Consider the following 19,657-nt stretch of genomic DNA (forward strand, 5'->3'; position numbering starts at 1 on the left):
ACACGCCCCCGCGGCCGGAGTGAACGGGGAAGCAGACGTGCCGATTGCGACAGCGGTCACCAGTTCCGACCTGGTGCTGCCCGCGCCGGACGGCCCTGCTCCCGCCGCTGCCGTCCTCCGGGCGCCGCAGGAACAGCAGTTGGAGGAGGCCGTCGCCGAAGCGGGTGCGCTGCTGGAGCAGTGCGGCCATCTCGTCGTGGTCTACCCGGACTCCCTGGACGGCGCCCACGTGCGGCGGCTGCACGCCGTGCGTGCGCTGCTGGAGAGCGACCGCGTCGCCCTGCTGCCCGTCGCGCTGCCACCGCTCGCCGTCGCCGTACTGGCCCGGCAGTTACGGCAGTTGTCGGCCTCCGACCTGAGCCCCGGAGTCCTCGCCTCCGCCGCCCGGCTGCTCGCCCACTACATCCACGCGGGCGCCGAACTCGCGGGCCCGGGCGGCATGGCCCGCCTCGACCGGGTGGACGCCGGGCTCGGCAGCCACCTCGCCGCCCTGCTCCCCGGCACCCGGTTCTGCGCGCTCGTCCACCCCGTGCCGGCGCTGCTGCGCACCGGCGGTCCCGCCGGGCGGGCGGCGGCCGCGCCCGAGGGGCCGGGCTTCGTGACCTCGCTGACCGTGGCCCGCAGCAGGCCGTGCCGGGAGGGGGACTGGGTGACCGGCACCCTCGCGCCCGCCTGGCGCGTGCGCGGGGTGCAGGAGGTCCAGCCGCTGCCCGCGGAGTCCCGGCGCTGGTGGGGCACGCAGCGGGCCGTGGAGTTCGCGGCCGCGATCCCCGACCCCTCGGTGCTCTACCAGCTCGTCTCCTCCGTGCGGCGGGAGGAGTGCCACTGGTGCGGGCGCGAACTCATCGGCGACCGCTGCGGGTTCTGCAACGCGCCCCTCGCGCGCGCCGGGGGCACCCCCGCCCTCGGGCCGCCGGCCCGGGCCCGTACCGCCCTCTCCGCCGCCGTCGCCGCCGCTCCGAACAGCTGCTGAACGAGGTTCGCCGTCCCCATGAATTCACGCCAGCGCCGCGGGATCGTCCTCCTGCTCCTGTCGGCCCTCTGTGCCGCGGGTGCCTTCGCCGGGGTGTTCGCGGTCGTCCACGACGCCGAGTCCGAGGTGGGGCCGGAGGTCACCGCGTACCGGCTGCGGACCGACGTCCCCGCCTACCGGACGCTCGACGGCGGCGAGTTCGAGCGGATCTCGATGCCGCGGCGCTGGCTGCCGGTGACGGCCGTCACCGATCTCGACGAGGTGCACGGGAAGATCGCCGTCACCCCGCTGCGGCGCGGCTCGCTGCTGCAGAGCGACATGATCGTCGCGCGGCCGGCGCTGAGCCCGGGGCAGCAGGAGATCGCCATCATGATCGACGCGGCGACGGGCGTCGCCGGGAAGATCAACCCCGGGGCGCGGGTCAACATCTACGCCACCTTCGACGGCAAGGACCAGGGGCAGGGCGCCAAGCCCGTCTCCAAGGTCATCGTCGCCGGGGCGCGGGTCATGGATGTCGGCAAGCTCACCCCCTTCGACCGGGACCGCGACGGCGGCGGCGGGGCGACGGTCCGCCGGGCCGGGGACGCCGTGCCGATCACCTTCGCGCTCGACACCAAGGACGCACAACGCGTCGCCTACGCCGAGTCGTTCGCCTCCCACGTCCGCCTCGCCCTCGTCGCTCCCGGTGGCGACGACGGCGTCGGCAGCGGCGACCGCACCTACACCCTCGACGGCGACAAGTAGAGGCAGGGCCACGGTGACGATCCGAATCCTCCCCGCCATCGGCGACCCGGAGACCGCGCGGTCCGTCTGCGGGCTGCTCGGACAGCTGCCCGGCGTGGAACTGCTGCAGACCGCCACCGACTCGACACGGCTGCTGGACACGCTCGGCGCACTGGCAGCGGCCTCGGTGCGGGAGCTGCCCGAGGTCGTCCTCGTCCACGAGCGCATCGGGCCGGTGCCCGCCCTCGAACTCGTCCGGGAGATCGCCCTCCGCTTCCCCGTCACCGGCGTCGTCCTGGCCGCCGCCGACGCCGGACCGGCGCTGTACGCGGCCGCCATGGACTGCGGCGCGCGGGGGCTGGCCGCGCTGCCGCCGACGTACGACGAACTGGGGGCGCGGGTCCAGGCCGCCGCGCACTGGGCGACCGGGGTGCGGCAGCACCTGGGCGGCGGTGCGCCCGCGTACCCCGCGGGCGGCGGGCTCGCCGCGGGGCGGCTCGTCGCCGTCGTCGGGGCCAAGGGCGGCGTCGGGACGACCGTGACCGCCGTCCAGCTCGCCCTCGCCGCGTGCGCCGCCGGGCGCAGCGTGGCCCTGGCCGACCTGGACCTGCAGTCCGGCGACGTCGCCTCCTACCTGGACGTCCAATTCCGCCGCTCCGTCGCCGACTTGGCGGGCATCGCCGACATCTCGCCGCAGGTGCTGCAGGACGCGGTCTTCCCGCACCCCACCGGGCTGGGCCTGCTGCTCGCCCCCGCGGAGGGCGAGCGCGGCGAGGAGGTCGGCGACCACGCGGCACGGCAGATCGCGGCGGCGCTGCGCAGCCGGTACGAGGTGGTCGTCGTGGACTGCGGCACGCAGATCACCGCGGCGGGTGCCGCGGTGATCGAGACGGCGGACGTGGCGCTGCTGGTCACCACGCCGGACGTGGTGTCCGTGCGGGCCGCGAAGCGGATGGTGCGGCTGTGGGAGCGGCTGCAGATCCGGAAGGCGGAGGAGACGACGACGGTGGTCAACCGCTATGCGCGGCACGCGGAGATCCAGCCGCCGCTGGTGGCCCGCACGACGGGCACGGCCACGGCGCGGACGACCGTGCCGGCCGCCTTCCGCGAGCTGCGGGGGGCCGTTGACTCCGGCCGGATGCAGGACCTGGACCCGCGGTCCGGGGTGCGGCAGGCGCTGTGGGCGCTGGCCGGTGAACTGGGCCTGGCGGCCCCGCCGGGGCGGCACCGCGCGCTGGGGCACGCGCGCGGCGGCGGCACGGGCCCGGACCAGCTGCTGCCGGTGCCGGCGACCCCGCCGCCGGGCCGCTTCCGCCGGCGCGGGGGCGGTGGCGACCGGGGCCAGCTCGCGGTGGAGTTCGCGGGTCTGCTGCCGCTGATCCTGGTGGCGCTGGCGGTGGTGTGGCAGTGCGTGCTGGTCGGCTACGCGTATTCCCTTGCTGGGCATGCGGCGGACCGGGGGGCGCGGGCGGGCGCGGTGGGCCGCGACTGCGCCGCGGAGGCGGGGGCGGCGGTACCGGGCGGCTGGACGGCGAGCCCGCGGTGCGGTGCGGGGGCCGACGGGGAAGTGGTCGCGGACGTCGCGCTGAAGGTGCCGGTGCTGGTGCCGGGGGTGGCCAACTGGCCGTGGGTGGTCCGGAGTACCGCCGCTGCGGTACGGGAGGACTGACGTGGTGGGCGGGGGGTGGAGCCCCCGGAGGGGGGTTCGGGGGGCTTGCCCCCCGAGAAACGGGAAGGGGCGGGTTGGGGACCGAGGGTCGGCCTCGGTCGAATTCCTCGGGTTTCTCCCCGTGTTGCTCGCCGTGGCGCTCGGCGCCATCACCCTGGGCCTGGCCGCCTTCGCCGCCCAGCAGGCGACGACCGCCGCCCGCGCCGCCGCCCGTACCGCCACCCTCGACGAACCCCGCACCACCCCCGAAGCGGCCGCGCGCAGCGCGATGACCGGGTGGGTCGCCGGACGGGCGGACGTCGGCGCAGGACGGTGCCCGGCCCGGGACGTCACCGCCACGGTCACCGTCACCGTCCCCGCGCTCCTCCCCGGCACCGGTTTCCACGTGACCCGGCACGCGACCATGCCCTGCCCCGACCCCGGCCCCGGCCCCGGGGAGGGGGGCCCATGAGCTTGAGGGCCCGTATCGGCACTCCCGAAGTCCCGGACGCCGGACGCGAGTCCGGCCACCTGGTGCCCGTCTACCGGGCCCGGCTCCTGGAGGAGATCGACCTCGCCGAAATGAGTTCGCTCGCCGCCGGCGAGCGCCGTACCCGCCTCGAACGCGTCCTCGGCCACATCATCAGCCGCGAGGGCCCCGTCCTCTCCACCGCGGAGCGGGACCGGCTCATCCGCCGCGTCGTCGACGAGGCCCTCGGCCTGGGTGTCCTGGAGCCGCTGCTCGAAGATGCCACCGTCACCGAGATCATGGTCAACGGGCCCGACCAGGTCTTCGTCGAGCGGGCCGGCCGCGTCGAGGCCGTCCCCGTCCGCTTCGCCTCCGCCGAGCAGCTGATGCAGACCATCGAGCGCATCGTCTCGACCGTCAACCGCCGCGTGGACGAGTCGCATCCGATGGTCGACGCCCGGCTGCCGAGCGGCGAGCGCGTCAACGTCATCATTCCCCCACTGGCCCTCAACGGCCCCACGCTCACCATCCGCCGCTTCCCGCGCGCGTACACCCTGCGCGAGCTGATGGCCCTGGGGACGCTCGACGAGCAGACGCTGCTCCTGCTCTCGGCGCTCGTCCGGGCCAAGTTCAACCTCGTCGTCTCGGGGCCGACGGGCTCCGGCAAGACGACGCTGCTCAATGCGCTCTCGGGGCTGATCCCGGAGGGCGAGCGCATCATCACCGTCGAGGACGCGGCCGAGCTGCAGTTGCAGCAGACGCACGTCATCCGCCTGGAGTCGCGCCCGTCGAACGTCGAGGGCAAGGGCCGCATCACCATCCGCGACCTCGTCCGCAACTCCCTGCGCATGCGCCCCGACCGGATCATCGTCGGCGAGGTGCGCGGCGGGGAGACGCTCGACATGCTCCAGGCCATGTCGACCGGCCATGACGGCTCGCTGGCCACCGTGCACGCCAACAGCGCGGAGGACGCGCTGCTGCGGCTGCGCACGCTCGCGTCCATGTCCGAGGTGCGCATCCCGTACGAGGCGCTGCGCGACCAGATCGACAGCGCCGTCGACTGCATCGTCCAGCTGACCCGCGCCGCGGACGGCGCCCGCCGCATCACGGAGGTCGCCCTCCTGGACGGAGCCGGCCAGGGCAACGGCCACCGCCTCGTCACCGTCTGCCGTTTCGACGCCGAACCCCTCGGCCCGGACCGCGTGGTCCGCGGCCGCTTCACCCACCTCCCGCTCCCCGAACGCGCCGCGCAGCGGCTCCGGTTGGCGAACGAGGCCGTGCCGCCGGCCTTCGGCGTCGCCGCGTACCCCGACGGACTCACGATCCGAGAGGCCAGGCAGAGGTAGCCGCACATGGACAATCTGGCACTGCTGACCGTCGGCACCGCCCTCGTGGCCGGTGTCCTGGGCATCGCGGGGGTCCGGGCGTACGCGTCCGGGCGGGCGCAGCACCGCTCGCTGGTCGACCGGCTCTCCGACGCGCCCTCCCTCGCGTCGTCCGGCAGCGGGCGGGCCCGCCGGCTCGCCGGTCTCGACCGGTACTTGCGCACCACCCGTTACGGCAGGCGGCTGGAGCTGCGCATCGCGGCGACGGGACTGCGGGTCACGGCAGGGGAGTTCACCCTGTACGCGGCGGGTGCAGCGGCGGGGCTGTGGCTGGTCGCGGCCGCGGCGCTCGCCCCGTTCTTCGGCCCGCCGGCGGGCGTGGTCGGGGTCTGGGCCGCCTTCTCGTTCCTGGGCCGGCAGCGGCGCAAACGTACGGAGAGGTTCATCGGCCAGTTGCCCGAACTCGCCCGCATCCTGGCCAACGCCACGCAGGCCGGGCTGGCGCTGCGCACGGCCCTGGGCATGGCGGCGGAGGAGATGGAGGCCCCGGCGGGCGAGGAACTCGCCCAGGTGGCCGACCGGCTGTCGGTCGGGCACTCCGTGGAGGAGGCGTTGGGGGAGCTGGCCGAGCGGTTGCCGTCCCGCGAACTGATCGTCCTCGTCACGACGTTGGTGCTGTCCAATCGCGCGGGCGGCACGGTCGTCAGCTCGCTGCGCAACCTCACCGTGACGCTGGAGGAGCGCAAGGAGACGCGGCGCGAGGTGCGTACGCAGCTGTCGCAGGTGACGGTGACGGCATATGTCGTCCCGCTGATGGGCATCGGCACGCTGCTGCTGATGGACCGCATCGTGCCGGGTTCGCTGGGCCGGATGACGGGGTCGTGGCTCGGGCAGACGGCCGTGATCGCCGCGTTCGGGCTGTACGGGCTCGGCTTCTTCCTCATCCGCCGCATGTCGAAGATCGACATCTGAGGGCGGGGGCGGAGGGGCATGGGAACGGGCATGGGGCTTTTGCTGGCGCTGCCGGCCGCGGCCGGGGTGGCGGGCGTCTGTTACGGGATCGCGCTGTGCCGCAGCGGGACGAAGCTGCCGCCGGACCTGGCGCTGGCCCTGGAGGTCGGTGCGACGCGCACCACGGCCGTGGGCTCCGCGGTGGACCGCCTCGGGATGCGGTACGCGCCGCTGGTGCTGCGGATGATGGGCGAGAAGCGGGTGGCGCGGGTCCGTACGCGCATCGACCGCGCGGGCAACCCGGGCGGTCTGACCGTGGACCGGTACGCGGCCCGGCGGGCGGTGTACGGGGCGCTGGGTTTCGGCGGCGCACTGGTGATGCTGCTCAAGGGGCAACTGGTGCTGGCGGTGCTGCTGGTGGTGTTCGGGCTGTTCTGGATCGAGGTCGGCATCTGGGCGGCCGTCCGCGAGCGCCGGGACGCGATCGAGCGCACCCTGCCGGACTTCCTGGACGTCCTCGCCGTGGTCGTCAGCGCGGGCCTGGGCTTCCGGCAGGCGCTCGACCGGGTGGCGGAGCGCTACGAGGGGCCGTGGTCCGACGAACTGCGCATCACCCTGCGGCAGATGGACATGGGCGTCAGCCGCCGGCAGGCCTTCGACGATCTGCGCAAGCGCAACGACTCCGAGCAGGTGGCGCGCTTCGTCACGGCGTTGCAGCAGGGCGAGGAGCTGGGCACCCCCATCGTCGACACGCTGATCGGCATCGCGACGGACATGCGCCGCACCGACGCCCAGCAGGCCCGGCGGCGGGCGGCGCGGGCGGTGCCGAAGGCCACCATGGTCATCACGACGTTCATGGTCCCGGGCACGATGATCCTGCTGATCGCGGGGTTCTTCCTGGGCTCGGGCATGGATTTCGGCGCGGTCACGGGAGGCAGATGAGCCCGGCCCGCCGATGGCCCCCGATGGCCCGCCGATGGTGAGAGCGGACGACGAGAAGGGAGACCCCCGTCATGCAGCCGCCTCCGCGGGACAGCGCATCCGCGCACGCCTCGCAGCACACCTCGCCCCATCACACCGCCCCGTGCTCCGAACGCGCCCGCACGACACCGCCGGAGTTGGGCGAAGACCCTTCGCTCCTGCAACCGGATGTGGGACAGTCGGCGCGGGGGAGCCGCGGCGAGGGCACCCCGCCGGCGGAAGCGGGGTGAGGCGGATGCGGCACGGCGGTCGCCAACTCCCGCTGCCCGCATGGCTTCTTACGGGGGAACGGTGGTGCGTGCTCTGTTCCGGGACGGGCGTTCAGGCGTACGTTTCTCGTGCCGTGAACGGCACCGCCGATGAAGGGGAGCACGATGCGCAAGCGCTCAGGGCGCGTGGGACGTGTGGGACGGGACGACCGGGGGCAGACCTCGGTCGAGTACCTGGGCATCATCGCCGTGGTCGTCGCGATCATCCTGGTGCTGACGACCACCGACTTCGGCACCATGATCGCCACCGCCATCACCAACCAGATCTCCAAGATCACCGGTTAGGCGGCGACGCGGGGCAGGCCTTCCCCCTCTACATCACGGCCGTGGCCGCCCTGCTCTTCCTGGCCCTGGCCTTCTTCGCCGTGGGGCAGGCCGGAGCCGCAAAGAACGGCGCCCGCACGGCGGCCGACGCGGCGGCCCTGGCGGCCGCGCAGGACTACCGCGACCAGCTGCGCACGGGCCTGCTGACGGCGCTCGCCGCGGGTGCGGACGGGCAGGACTGGCTGGCCGGGCGCGGCGCCGACGGCGCCCGTGCCTGCGCGGCGGCAGCCTCGTACGCCGCCGCGAACGGCGCCCGCCGGGCCATCACGTGTGACGAGGGCGACCGGCCGGGCTCGTTCACGGTCGCCGTCGAGTCGGCGGCGTCCGTGGGCCGGTCGGTGGTGCCGGGCACCGAGCACTTCCACGCGAAGGCCACGGCGACGGCCGTCGTGGTACCGCGCTGCGCGGCGGGCCCCGCGGCCGGGCAACTGACCTGCGACGGAAGGGCCCTCGACGTCGACCCCCGGCAGCAGCGCCCCGGCACCGCCGTGAAGGCCGCGGACCTCTTCACCGTCCACCTCGCGAAGTGAGGGAAGTGAGGAACGTATCCATGACCAGGTTCCGCAGATACAGGGCGCGGGCGATGCTGCCGGCGGCCCTGCTGATATCCCTGGCGGCGCTGACCGGTTGCGGGAGCGACGGCGGAAAGGGGGACGCGTCCCCGGCCGCGGCGACCTCAGCCCGGCCGGTGTCGGGGCCTTCCGGTGCGAACGGGCCCGCCGCCCCGGATGCGACGGCGGCGTCCATCGGGGAGCTCAAGGGCCCCGACGGGGTCGTGGTCACCCTCACCTCGGCGACCCGGGACAAGGGCGGCTTCGTCACGGTCAACGGGGCGGTGACCAACCGGGGTTCGAAGCCCTTCACGCCGCTGACCTGGCGGTCCAAGGAGACGGCGATGAAGTCCCAGTCGTCGGTCTCGGGCGCCTCGCTCATCGACGAGGCGGGCCGCAAGCGCTACCTCGTGCTGCGGGACACGGACGGCGAATGCCTGTGCACCACGGGCCTGGTCACCATCCGCCCCGGCGAGAGCCGCCCGATCTTCGCCCAGTTCCCCGCGCCGCCCGACTCCGTCACGGAGGTCGGCTTCCAGCTGCCGGCCATGCCGTCCGTCCGTATCAAGCTCTCGGGGTGAGCGCACCGTGCCGACACCACTGCGGGTCCGCTGCGCCACCGTCCTGGCCGCACTCCTGATCGGCACGGCGGCCGTCACCTCCGCCCACGCCGACACCGGCCCCGGCGGCCCCGCCGACACCACCCCGCCCGTGAAGCTCGATCCCGGCGCACGCGGCCTCAGGCTCCGCCCGGGGGCGAAGCTGGCGCCGGGGCGCGTCCTGGACATCAAGTCCGTGGTGGAGACGGACGGCGGCACCCAGCGCCGCGAGGACACCAACGCGGACGTGACCTTCGCCGTCCAGGCCGAGGTCCTCTTCGACAAGGACAGCTCGGGCCTGGGCGGCGCGGCGGACACCCGCATCAAGGAGATCGCCGACGAGGCACGCCGCCAGCACGCCACCACCATCCGCATCTTCGGCTTCACGGACAACCTCGGCTCACCCGAGCACGGGGTGGCCCTCTCCAAGGAGCGGGCGTTGTCGGTCCAGCGCCAACTCGCCGACGAGCTGGGCTCGTCGGCGGTGAACTACCAGATCCGCGGCTACGGCGAGGACTACCCCATAGCGGACAACTCCACGGAGGAGGGCCGGAGAAAGAACCGGAGGGTGGAGATCAGCTTCCCGCGGGGTGGCGGGAAATGAGGTACGGGGCCACCGTTCTGGCCGCACTGGGAGCCCTGGCGGCACCGCCACCCGCGTACACCATGGCCCCGAACGTCCAGCCCGTCCACGGCACGACCACCGCGCCCGAGGCCCCGCAACTGAAGCCGGGCCCCGCCACCTACGCGGACACCCTCGCCCCCGGCGAGAAGAAGTACTACGCGGTGACGCTGGACGACGAGTCCAGCGCCTACGTCTCCGCCGTGGCCGCGCCGCACCCCGGCACCGCCCTCGGCCTCCGCGACGGCATCGCGGTCTCCCTCCAGACCCCGGACGGCACCCCGTGCGGAACCCCCCGGCACCACACGTTCCTGTCGGAGGGCGGGCCCTATCCGCTCGCCGACACGGCCGAGCGCGTGGTGAAGGCGGGCGGCCCGTGCCGCGCGGCGGGCACGTACCGGTTCGTGCTGGAGCGCGGGGACGCCGCGGGCGGCGATCCGGCGCCGGTGCCGGTCGAGCTCGCCTATATGACCGCGGAACCGGTGGACGGACCCACGGCGCAAGGCGGTTGGCCGTCCGGTGCGGGTCACCCGATGCCGCAGGGCGTGCCGCGGAAGGTGACGGGCGGGACGGGGTTCAACGATGCCGCCGAGGTGGGCGACGGCGTGTGGGCGGACACCCTGCGCCCCGGTGAGACCCGCTTCTACCGGGTGTCGGTCGACGAGGGCGAACAGCTCTTCGCGGATGCGGAGTTCGGGGGCCTGGGCGGCCGGACGTCCTACACGGTCAGCGGGGTGCGCCTCGGGCTGAACAACGGTGCCCGGGGCTACGTGCTGAACAGAACCGGCGGCTACAAGGGCACGCCGACGGCGCTCTCCCTGGCGGCGGCCCCGACCACCCTGCCCGGCTGGCAGTTCCTCCAGGTCAGCGTCAACCCGAGGGCGGGTCGCGGGGAGGAGGCGGTCCCGGTGACGCTCCGGGTGGACGTGGCCGGCGCGGCCAGACCGCCGGGCTCGTCCGGCCAGGGCCACGGCGGGGTCGGCGGCGTGGCGGTGGCGGCCCCGGGCCGGCCGCACAACGAGGCGCTGCGGGTGGTGGGTTATGCGGGGGTCGGGACCGGGGCGGTCCTGATCCTGGGGCTGGGGGTTTGGGCCCTGCTGGCCCGGCGCCGGGCCCGTAGCGCCCCGTAGGGGGAGCCCCCCTTACGGGGCGCGGATCAGGAGCCGTGCCCCGGGCCGTACCCCCCAGCGGGCCATCGCGCCCGCCTCGGCCTCCAGGACATGGCGGGCCCGGAAGCGCGGCGCACCGAGCCGCCCCGGGGGCATCCGGCTCACGTCGAGGACGGTGAACTCCCGGTCCAGGTAGGCCACATCGAGGGCGAAGCGCATGCCGAAGGTGTGGACGCTCCCGGCCGGGGTGAGCAGCAGTGCTCCGTCGACGCCGGTGCGGCCGAGCAGCCCGCGCGTCCGTGCCCGCCAGGACGCCGCGATTTCCAGCGGAATCCCGGACGCCCCTCCTGTCACGTCGAGTTGGGGATCAGCAGCCATGGATCCAGGTTATCCACAGGCCCGGGCGGAGATTGCTCACGCGCCGTAACCTCTTTGCATGGACGTGGTGTTGATCGTTCTGGCGGCGCTGTACGGGGCCGTGGCCGGTGCGCTGCTGCCCCGCGCGCGGTACCGGCTGTGTGTGGAGCCGGGTGCGGAGTGGCGGTCGTGGGGGCCGTGCGGGCATCCGGTCGGCGGGTGGGCCGGGCGGGCGCGGTGCGGGGTGTGCGGCGAGGGGTACGGGGTGCCGGTGCTCGTCCCGCTGGTGGTCGCGGTGCTGGTGTGCGCGGGGCTGGCCGCGGGCACGGGGGCGCGGCCGGAGCTGGCGGTGTGGCTGGCGGCGGCGCCGGCGGGGGTGCTGCTGGCGGGGGTCGACCGGTCGGTGCACCGGCTGCCCGACGTGCTGACGCTGCCGCTGGCCGCGGGGCTGGCCGCCGGGCTGGGCCTCGCCGCGCTGATACCCGGGGCGGCCGGGTCGTGGCGCGGTGCCCTGCTCGGCGCGGCGGTGCTGGGCGGCGGCTACGGGGCGCTCTTCCTGCTGCACCCGGCGGGCCTGGGCCTCGGGGACGTGAAGCTGGCGGCGGCCCTCGGCTGCGCCCTGGGCTGGTACGGCTGGCCGGCCGTGGTGCTGGGTGCGCTGGCGGGGCTGCTGTCGGGGTCCCTCTACGGCTCGGCGCTGCTCGTGACGCGCCGGGCGGGCCGGGGTGCGGCGATCCCGTTCGGGCCGTTCCTGCTCGCGGGGGCGTGGGCGGGGGTGATCGCCGGGGGCTGGGGAGCGGTGTGAGGCGGAGCGGGGCGATCAGGCCGCGGGCATCCGGCGATCGGAAATCGGCCAGAGGAGATCACACTGCGTGTTCGTCCCGGGGCGAGGTGTTGCGCGGCGTCCCACGAATGGCTCCGGCGCGTCAATCCGGCGAAAACTTTCGGAGACATTCCGGAAAGCCCCGGAGACCGTTCTCGGGATCCGACCGCTTGACCTGTTATACGGTGTATGCCCTGTGCTGGCTGGCCTTATGTGTTCCGAAGCCGCTATGCCGACAGGCCTGTTCAAGATCAACTAAGGGTGTCCGGGTCAGCGCGCCACACGCCGTCACCCTCCTCGGTGCACAAACACGGGCTCCGGAAAGGTTATGGTGGAAACCCCCCCTCGGGCCGGTCCGTATCCCCCCCACGGACCGGCCCGTTTTCTTTCCCCCGTGTCACTCTCTGTAGGGAAGAGCGCGACCTTGGGCGACGATCGCCCGTTACGGAGCCCTTTCCGGAATCGACGGATCCGGAAAATGATCCGTATTCACCCCCGGCGGGCCCAGATATTGACGCCTTCCGTGCTGACGGCCAGCGCATCGATCTCCGCCAGCTCCTCCTTGGTCAGCTCCGGCGCACCGACCGCCGCCACATTCGCCTCCAGCTGGGCCACGCTGGACGCACCCATCAGCGCCGAGGTCATCCGCTCGTCCCGCAGCACCCACGCGAGGGCGAGCTGGGCGAGGGACTGGCCACGCCGCTGCGCGATCCCGTTCAGGCCGCGCAGGCGCCGCACCACGTCCTCGGTGAGCAGCCCCGGGTCCAGCGAGGTGCCCCGCGAGGCGCGCGAGCCCTCCGGGACGCCCTGCAGGTACTTGTCCGTGAGCAGGCCCTGGGCGAGCGGGGCGAAGGCGATGCAGCCCATGCCCTCCTCCTCCAGGGCGTCCAGCAGGGCGTCCTCCTCCGTCCAGCGGTTGATCATGGAGTAGGAGGGCTGGTGGATGAGAGCCGGTACGCCCATCTCGCGCAGCAACCGGGCCGCTTCGCGGGTCTGCTCCGCGGTGTAGGACGAGACACCCGCGTACAGCGCCTTGCCCTGGTGTACGGCGGACGCCAGTGCGCCCATCGTCTCCTCCAGCGGCGTCTGCGGGTCGAAACGGTGCGAATAGAAGATGTCGACGTAGTCGACACCCATCCGGCGCAGCGATGCGTCCAGAGACGACAGCAGGTACTTCCGCGAGCCCCACTCGCCGTACGGGCCCGGGTGCATCAGGTATCCGGCCTTGGTGGAGAGGACCAGCTCGTCGCGGTAGGGCCGGAAGTCCTGCGCGAACAGCTTGCCGAAGTTCAGTTCGGCGGAACCGGGCGGCGGCCCGTAGTTGTTGGCCAGATCGAAATGGGTGACCCCGAGGTCGAAGGCCCGGCGGAGAATGGCCCGCTGCGAGTCGAGGGTGCGGTCGTCGCCGAAGTTGTGCCACAGTCCCAGGGAGACGGCCGGCAGTTTGAGGCCGCTGCGGCCCGTACGCCGGTACTCCATGGCGTCGTAGCGCGTCTCGGCGGCTCGGTACAGCAAGGGATCGGTCATGGCCCTCTGCCTATCACCTTCCTGTGACGGGCCGAGTTGGGTGCACGCGACACGCTGGCAGTAGGGTTGGCGCCTTCGGGGCGACCGCCGAGCATGGAGGGGCAGGAAGACGTGAAGTTGCGCGACCTGGTGTACAGGCTTTACGCACGCCGGGTGGAGGGCCGCCTCGACCACGCCCAGGTGCCCAAGCACATCGGCGTCATCCTCGACGGCAACCGCCGCTGGGCGCGCGCCGACGGCCGCACGACGGAGCAGGGCCACCAGGCCGGCGCCGCCAAGATCTCCGAACTGCTCGGCTGGTGCGCCGAGACGGACGTCGAGGTCGTCACCCTCTGGATGCTGTCCACGGACAACCTGGACCGGCCCGCCGAGGAACTGAACCCGCTGCTCTCGATCATCGAGAACACGGTGCGCGGCCTGGCGGCCGACGGCCGCTGGCGCGTGCACCACGTGGGCACCCTCGACCTGCTGCCGGCCCGGACCCAGTCCGTCCTGAAAGAGGCCGAGCAGGACACGATCGGCATCGACGGAATACTGGTCAACGTGGCCGTCGGCTACGGCGGCCGGCAGGAGATCGCCGACGCGGTGCGCTCGCTGATCCTGGAGGCCGCGGAGAACGGCGCCTCTTTCGAGGAACTGGCCGAGAAGGTCGACGTCGACCACATCACCAAGCACCTCTACACCCGCGGCCAGCCCGACCCGGACCTCATCATCCGCACCAGCGGCGAACAGCGTCTGTCCGGTTTCATGCTCTGGCAGAGCGCGCACTCCGAGTACTACTTCTGCGAAGTCTTCTGGCCGGCGTTCCGAAAGGTCGACTTCCTGCGCGCACTGCGCGACTATGCGGCGCGGCACCGCCGTTACGGGTTCTGACCGCGCCGCGCCCCGTAACGGGCGCGAGTAACCACACACAGCCCGCACTTCCACCACACCGCTCAAGTGCGGGACCGCATATGCCGTTGCATGGTCTCCCGGCCCAGCGGGAATATCCCCTCCAGGCCGACGGCCGGTCATAGGGCCGTCGCTCTGCCAGCGGGCGGCATGGGGCCGCCCGCCCGGGAGGCCTTTTTGCACCAGTACGTCGACCGTGCGCAGCAGGAAGCGGGACCGGCAAGGCCGAGTGTTCCCGCGGGCCCTTGGGGCCACTGCACGGCTCCCGGACCGTTCCCCGCGACTCCGTCGCGCCCCGACCTCTTCCGAGGGGGTTCGTCCACCCGTGGTGACCAGCAAGAAGCGCCGTGAGAACGACCGGCGCACCTATGTCCTCGACACCAGCGTCCTGCTGGCCGATCCAGGAGCCATGTGCCGCTTCGAGGAGCACGAGGTCGTGCTTCCCGTCGTGGTGGTCACGGAGTTGGAGGCCAAGAGGCATCACCCCGAGCTCGGGTACTTCGCCCGCAAGGCTCTGCGCCTGCTCGACGAGTACCGCGTGCAGTTCGGCCGGCTCGACGCGCCGATCACGATCGGCGAGCTGGGCGGGACACTGCGGGTCGAGCTCAACCACTCGGACACGGGCATACTGCCGGCCGGATTCCGCCTCGGCGACAACGACTCGCGCATCCTCGCGGTCGCCCGCAACCTCCAGGCCGAGGGCTACGACGTCACCGTCGTCTCGAAGGACCTCCCGCTGCGCATCAAGGCGTCCGCGGTGGGACTGCTGGCCGAGGAGTACCGGGCGGAGTGGGCCGTCACGGACTCGGGCTGGACGGGCATGGCGGAGCTGGCCGTCACGGGCGGGCAGATCGACGAACTCTTCGCCGAGGAGCGGGTGTACGTTCCGGAGGCCGCCGAACTGCCCGTGCACACCGGTCTGGTGCTGCAGTCCGAGCGCGGCAAGGCGCTGGGCCGGGTCGCGGCGGACGGTTCGGTGCGGCTGGTGCGCGGCGACCGGGAAGCCTTCGGGATCCACGGCCGCAGCGCCGAACAGCGCATCGCGCTGGACCTGCTGCTGGACCAGGAGATCGGCATCGTCTCGATGGGCGGCCGGGCCGGTACGGGCAAGTCGGCGCTGGCGCTGTGCGCCGGGCTGGAGGCCGTCCTGGAGCGGCGGCAGCACCGCAAGGTGATGGTCTTCCGGCCGCTGTACGCGGTGGGCGGCCAGGAGCTGGGCTATCTGCCGGGCAGCGAGGCGGAGAAGATGAGCCCGTGGGCCCAGGCGGTCTTCGACACCCTGTCCGCGGTGACCACCGCCGAGGTGATCGAGGAGGTCGTCGGGCGCGGCATGCTGGAGGTGCTGCCGCTCACCCATATCCGCGGACGCTCGCTGCACGATGCGTTCGTCATCGTGGACGAGGCCCAGTCGCTCGAACGAAACGTGCTTCTGACCGTTTTGTCGAGGATCGGGGCCAACTCCCGTGTGGTGCTGACCCATGACGTGGCGCAGCGCGACAACCTCCGCGTCGGGCGCTACGACGGCGTGGTCGCCGTCGTGGAGCGGCTGAAGGGCCACCCCCTCTTCTCCCATGTGACGCTGACGCGTTCGGAGCGCTCGCCGATTGCGGCGCTGGTGACCGAAATGCTGGAGGACGGCCGCATCTAGGCCAGTTCGTTCAGGAGGGGCTTGCAGTGCGCGGTGCGCGGCAAAGCCGAAGAGCTTAGCCGCGCGCCGTCGCCGGGTGCCGAACTTTCCGTGAAACCCCAGGAGTAAACGGGGTGTGAGCTTTCCCACGTACCCATGAATTGCCTACGGGCGTGTCGTTCGGGCAGAGTCTCAGTCCTGTCAGGCCCCGCATACGGCACTTCAGCCCCCCAGGGGGCGGTGCGTCACACAAACTGAACAGCGTCGCCGTATGCCGCCCGAGCATCATGCGGACCTCCCTCGCGGGAGGGCCCACCGGGTCCGTGCCTCCAGTGACCAGCCGGCTCCTGCTTTTTGGGGGCCGCGCCTGACGGAGGCCAGCGCCAGGGGCACGATTGCGCCCGCGAGGTCACCGATGCGGGTGTTGCTGGAAGGAAACCGTGTGAGCCGGATTTCGGTCCGGGGATTCGCCGTGGCATCCGCCACCGCGGTCACCACCGTTGGCGCCGTCGTGGGCGTCGCAGCGGGCAACGATCAGGGCGCGACGACCGACCGGGTCGAAGCCACCGCAGCCGACACGACGCTCCTCGCGGAAATCCCCGTCGGACAGAACGTCCAGGCGCAGACCGCTTCCCTGACGCAGCAGGCCGACACCCAGGCCGACGCCGCCGACACCGCCGCGAAGAAGGACGTCGAGGAGGCCGCGCGCAAGCAGGCCGCCGAGGACGCCACCGCGAAGAAGCAGGCGGCCGACGACGCGGCGAAGAAGGAGGCCGAGGAGAAGGCCGCCAAGGAGCGCGAGCAGGACCAGATCGCGAGCCGCTCCGCGTCGCGCGACGCCTCGGACTTCGCGGTCAAGAGCTCGTACTCCGTCTCCGACGTCCAGGCGATCGCCCGGCAGATGGTCCCCGGCGACCAGTTCCAGTGCTTCAGCAACATCGTGAACGAAGAGAGCACCTGGAACTACACGGCCGTCAACTCCTCGTCCGGCGCCTACGGTCTCGTCCAGGCCCTCCCCGGCTCCAAGATGTCGTCCGCCGGCGACGACTGGCGCACCAACCCGGCCACCCAGATCAAGTGGGGCCTCAGCTACATGAACGAGCGCTACGGCAGCCCGTGCTCCGCGTGGTCGTTCCACCAGGCCAACGGCTGGTACTAGACCTCGGTCCCACCCACTTTCCGGGCCCCCGACCTCAACCAGGTCGGGGGCCTGTGGTGTCTTCACCGACGGATCGTTTCGGCCGCGGAGCGGTCGCCCGGGTAACGTCGGGTCGGATGGCCACGGGGGAGTGGGGTAGAGGAAGAGAAATGTCCAGATTGCCACAGTGGGTCGGCGGCTTGGGAGCGGGCCTGACGCGGCTCGCCGAGAAACTCGACGAGCGCAAGGCCGCCGTCGCCGAGCCCGTTTCCGTCCCTGCCCCCGCGCCCGTCCCCGCCACGGCCGCCGCCGAGCCGGAGCCCGAGCCGGAGCCGGCCGCCGAGCCGGCGGCCGACTACGTGCCCCCGCCGCCCAGTTATGCGCCGGCCGTTCCGTCGCGGCCGGACCCGGTGGCCGCGGTGCCCTGGGGCGTGCGCGTCGCCGCCGAGGCCGGCTGGCGGCTGCTGGTCCTCGCGGGCACGCTGTGGGTGCTGATGCAGGTGATCAGCGCGGTCCAGCTGGTGGTGCTGGCCTTCGTCGTCGGCCTGCTCATCACGGCACTGCTGCAGCCCACCGTCGCCTGGCTCAAACGGCACGGCGTGCCGCGCGGCCTCGCCACGGCGCTGACCTTCATCTCCGGCTTCATCGTGATGGGCCTGGTCGGCTGGTTCGTGGTGTGGCAGGTGACGGACCACCTGGACGACCTGACCACACAGGTGCAGCACGGCATCAAGGAACTCAAGCGCTGGCTGCTCAACAGCCCGTTCCACGTCACCCAGTCGCAGATCAACAACATCGCCGACAACCTCAGCCAGGCGATCGGCACCAACACCAAGGACATCACCTCGGCGGGCATAGAGGGCGTCCAGGTCGTCATCGAGGTGCTGACCGGCATCCTGCTGGCCATGTTCAGCACGCTGTTCCTGCTCTACGACGGCCGGCGCATCTGGGAGTGGCTGCTGAAGCTGGTGCCGAGCGCCGCCCGCGAGGGTGTCGCGGGCGCCGGGCCGCGGGCGTGGGCCACGCTGACCGCCTATGTGCGGGGCACGGTGATAGTGGCCCTGATCGACGCGATCTTCATCGGCATGGGCCTGTTCTTCCTCGACGTGCCGATGGCGGTGCCGCTGGCCGTCTTCATCTTCCTGTTCGCCTTCATCCCGCTCGTCGGCGCGGTGGCCTCCGGTGCGCTGGCGGTGATCGTGGCGCTGGTGACGAAGGACGTCTTCACGGCGGCGATGGTGCTGGCGGTCGTCCTCGCGGTGATGCAGATCGAGAGCCACGTCCTGCAGCCGTTCATCCTCGGCCGCGCGGTGCGCGTCCACCCGCTGGCCGTGATCCTCTCCGTCGCCGCCGGCTCGATGATCGCCGGCATCGGCGGCGCGGTGGTGGCGGTCCCGCTGGTGGCGGTGATCAACTCGGTGGTGGGGTACCTCAGGGAGTACGCGAAGGCGACACCTCCTGCGGAGGGCCGGGTACCGGGACCGCGCTGAGGCGTCGCGCCCCGTAAGGGGCGCGGGGAACTGCGCGATCGGCCCCCACCGGCCTGCAGTCGATCACCTGCGGGCGCGTCGTGGCTTGTCGCGCAGTTCCCCGCGCTCCTTCGGGGGCGCAAAAGGGCCCCGCCGAACGAATCGGCGGGGCCCTTCAGACGTCAAGCCTCACGCAGTGAGAACCGCTTCGGCGTCCAGCGTGGCGCCAACGGCCTGCAGGACCGCGGCAATCTTGAACGCCTCCTGGACCGTCTCACGAGAGACCCCGGCCTTGCGCAGCACCTGCTCGTGGGAGTCGAGGCACATGCCGCAGCCGTTGATCGCGGAGACCGCCAGGGACCACAGCTCGAAGTCGACCTTCTCCACGCCCGGGTTGCCGATGACGTTCATCCGCAGACCCGCGCGCATGGTGCCGTACTCCGGGTCCGACAGCAGGTGCCGGGTGCGGTAGTAGACGTTGTTCATCGCCATGATCGCGGCAGCGGCCTTGGCGGCCGTGTACGCCTCCGGCGACAGGTTCTCCTTGGCCTGCGGCTCCAGCTCGCGCAGCACGATCGGCGAACGGGTCGCGATCGCGCAGGCGAGAACGGTGCCCCACAGCTGCTGCTGCGGCAGGTCGGAGTTGCCGATGACCGAGCCGAGGTTCAGCTTCAGGTCCTTGGCGTAGTCCGGCACGGCGGACTTCAGTTCATCGAGCGCCATGGAGATCAGCCCGCAAGCAGGGCGGCGGCGTCGAGGGTCTCCTCGCCCTTGTTCCAGTTGCAGGGGCACAGCTCGTCCGTCTGCAGGGCGTCGAGGACCCGCAGGACCTCCTTGGGGTTACGGCCGACGGAGCCGGCGGTCACCATGACGAACTGGATCTCGTTGTTGGGGTCCACGACGAAGACGGCGCGCTGGGCGTAGCCGTCCTCACCCTCGACGCCGCAGGCCTGCATCAGCTCGTGCTTGGCGTCGGCCAGCATCGGGAAGGGCAGGTCGCGCAGGTCCTTGTGGTCCTTGCGCCAGGCGTGGTGGACGAACTCGGAGTCGCCGGAGACACCGAGGATCTGGGCGTCACGGTCGGCGAACTCGTCGTTCAGCTGGCCGAACGCGGCGATCTCGGTCGGGCAGACGAAGGTGAAGTCCTTCGGCCAGAAGAAGACGACCTTCCACTTGCCCTCGTAGGACTTGTGGTCGATCTGCTCGAACTCCTTGCCGCTCTCGAGCGACACACAGGCGGTCAGGTCGAACTCGGGGAACTTGTCACCGACAGTGAGCACG

21 protein-coding genes are annotated in these 19,657 nt (G+C 72.4%); 17 read left to right on the top strand and 4 right to left on the bottom strand.

What is annotated here, in order from left to right:
- Positions 1-37: 37 nt before the first annotated feature.
- The 12 genes from HG542_RS10415 to HG542_RS10465 all read left to right on the top strand — a co-directional run bounded on the left by HG542_RS10415 (position 38) and on the right by HG542_RS10465 (position 10,565).
- Complete coding sequence (locus tag HG542_RS10415) at positions 38-973, top strand: hypothetical protein (protein ID WP_227727255.1); 936 nt, start codon at positions 38-40, stop codon at positions 971-973.
- An 18-nt stretch (positions 974-991) separates the two neighbouring features.
- Positions 992-1,717 (top strand): Flp pilus assembly protein CpaB, encoded by a 726-nt coding sequence (cpaB, locus tag HG542_RS10420; RefSeq protein WP_171079904.1) that lies wholly within the window; start codon positions 992-994, stop codon positions 1,715-1,717.
- A 13-nt stretch (positions 1,718-1,730) separates the two neighbouring features.
- The gene (locus HG542_RS10425; RefSeq protein ID WP_171079906.1) at positions 1,731-3,365 is read left to right on the top strand and encodes a CpaE/TadZ family protein; all 1,635 of its coding nucleotides are present in this window, start codon (positions 1,731-1,733) and stop codon (positions 3,363-3,365) included.
- Between the two features lie 4 nt (positions 3,366-3,369).
- Positions 3,370-3,816 (top strand): TadE/TadG family type IV pilus assembly protein, encoded by a 447-nt coding sequence (locus HG542_RS10430; RefSeq protein WP_171079971.1) that lies wholly within the window; start codon positions 3,370-3,372, stop codon positions 3,814-3,816.
- Positions 3,813-5,159 (top strand): TadA family conjugal transfer-associated ATPase, encoded by a 1,347-nt coding sequence (locus tag HG542_RS10435; protein ID WP_171079908.1) that lies wholly within the window; start codon positions 3,813-3,815, stop codon positions 5,157-5,159. Before HG542_RS10430 ends, HG542_RS10435 begins: the two co-directional genes overlap by 4 nt.
- A gap of 6 nt (positions 5,160-5,165) precedes the next feature.
- Positions 5,166-6,110, top strand: a complete 945-nt coding sequence (locus tag HG542_RS10440) for a type II secretion system F family protein (RefSeq protein WP_171079909.1) — start codon at positions 5,166-5,168, stop codon at positions 6,108-6,110.
- A 30-nt stretch (positions 6,111-6,140) separates the two neighbouring features.
- Positions 6,141-7,031, top strand: a complete 891-nt coding sequence (locus HG542_RS10445) for a DUF5936 domain-containing protein (protein WP_171079911.1) — start codon at positions 6,141-6,143, stop codon at positions 7,029-7,031.
- Between the two features lie 413 nt (positions 7,032-7,444).
- Positions 7,445-7,624, top strand: a complete 180-nt coding sequence (locus tag HG542_RS34915) for a Flp family type IVb pilin (protein WP_227727313.1) — start codon at positions 7,445-7,447, stop codon at positions 7,622-7,624.
- Positions 7,625-7,665: 41 nt separating this feature from the next.
- On the top strand, positions 7,666-8,193 hold the full coding sequence (locus HG542_RS34920; RefSeq protein WP_229922530.1) for a pilus assembly protein TadG-related protein: 528 nt from the start codon (positions 7,666-7,668) through the stop codon (positions 8,191-8,193).
- A 20-nt stretch (positions 8,194-8,213) separates the two neighbouring features.
- Complete coding sequence (locus HG542_RS10455; protein ID WP_227727263.1) at positions 8,214-8,795, top strand: hypothetical protein; 582 nt, start codon at positions 8,214-8,216, stop codon at positions 8,793-8,795.
- A gap of 7 nt (positions 8,796-8,802) precedes the next feature.
- Positions 8,803-9,417, top strand: a complete 615-nt coding sequence (locus tag HG542_RS10460; protein ID WP_171079914.1) for an OmpA family protein — start codon at positions 8,803-8,805, stop codon at positions 9,415-9,417.
- Entirely contained in the window at positions 9,414-10,565 is a 1,152-nt protein-coding gene (locus HG542_RS10465) for a hypothetical protein (RefSeq protein WP_171079916.1), read from the top strand. The genes HG542_RS10460 and HG542_RS10465 overlap by 4 nt, the downstream gene beginning before the upstream one ends.
- 12 nt (positions 10,566-10,577) lie before the next feature.
- Here the strand turns inward: HG542_RS10465 and HG542_RS10470 are convergent, their stop codons facing one another.
- Positions 10,578-10,922, bottom strand: a complete 345-nt coding sequence (locus tag HG542_RS10470; protein ID WP_171079918.1) for a DUF192 domain-containing protein — start codon at positions 10,920-10,922, stop codon at positions 10,578-10,580.
- Between the two features lie 58 nt (positions 10,923-10,980).
- Between HG542_RS10470 and HG542_RS10475 the strand changes: the two genes are divergently transcribed.
- Positions 10,981-11,706 (top strand): prepilin peptidase, encoded by a 726-nt coding sequence (locus tag HG542_RS10475; protein WP_171079920.1) that lies wholly within the window; start codon positions 10,981-10,983, stop codon positions 11,704-11,706.
- Positions 11,707-12,213: 507 nt separating this feature from the next.
- On the opposite strand, the gene mgrA is transcribed toward HG542_RS10475, so the two are convergent.
- The gene (mgrA, locus tag HG542_RS10480; RefSeq protein ID WP_227727271.1) at positions 12,214-13,251 is read right to left on the bottom strand and encodes an L-glyceraldehyde 3-phosphate reductase; all 1,038 of its coding nucleotides are present in this window, start codon (positions 13,249-13,251) and stop codon (positions 12,214-12,216) included.
- A gap of 111 nt (positions 13,252-13,362) precedes the next feature.
- Here mgrA and HG542_RS10485 point away from each other — a divergent pair, with 111 nt between their 5' ends.
- The 4 genes from HG542_RS10485 to HG542_RS10500 all read left to right on the top strand — a co-directional run bounded on the left by HG542_RS10485 (position 13,363) and on the right by HG542_RS10500 (position 18,397).
- Entirely contained in the window at positions 13,363-14,124 is a 762-nt protein-coding gene (locus tag HG542_RS10485; protein ID WP_227727273.1) for an isoprenyl transferase, read from the top strand.
- A 343-nt stretch (positions 14,125-14,467) separates the two neighbouring features.
- Complete coding sequence (gene phoH2 / locus HG542_RS10490; protein WP_171079922.1) at positions 14,468-15,790, top strand: RNA 5'-3' helicase PhoH2; 1,323 nt, start codon at positions 14,468-14,470, stop codon at positions 15,788-15,790.
- Positions 15,791-16,211: 421 nt separating this feature from the next.
- Entirely contained in the window at positions 16,212-16,928 is a 717-nt protein-coding gene (locus HG542_RS10495; protein WP_227727275.1) for an aggregation-promoting factor C-terminal-like domain-containing protein, read from the top strand.
- A gap of 149 nt (positions 16,929-17,077) precedes the next feature.
- Positions 17,078-18,397 carry an AI-2E family transporter gene (locus HG542_RS10500; RefSeq protein WP_171079924.1) on the top strand — a complete coding sequence of 440 codons (1,320 nt, stop codon included), beginning with the start codon at positions 17,078-17,080 and terminating at the stop codon, positions 18,395-18,397.
- Between the two features lie 168 nt (positions 18,398-18,565).
- Here the strand turns inward: HG542_RS10500 and HG542_RS10505 are convergent, their stop codons facing one another.
- Positions 18,566-19,099, bottom strand: coding sequence for an alkyl hydroperoxide reductase (locus tag HG542_RS10505; protein WP_171079925.1), 534 nt, complete (start codon positions 19,097-19,099; stop codon positions 18,566-18,568).
- Positions 19,100-19,104: 5 nt separating this feature from the next.
- Positions 19,105-19,656, bottom strand: a complete 552-nt coding sequence (locus tag HG542_RS10510) for a peroxiredoxin (RefSeq protein ID WP_171079927.1) — start codon at positions 19,654-19,656, stop codon at positions 19,105-19,107.
- Position 19,657 lies beyond the last annotated feature (1 nt).

This window comes from Streptomyces morookaense, assembly GCF_013030945.1.
Classification (GTDB): domain Bacteria; phylum Actinomycetota; class Actinomycetes; order Streptomycetales; family Streptomycetaceae; genus Streptomyces; species Streptomyces morookaensis.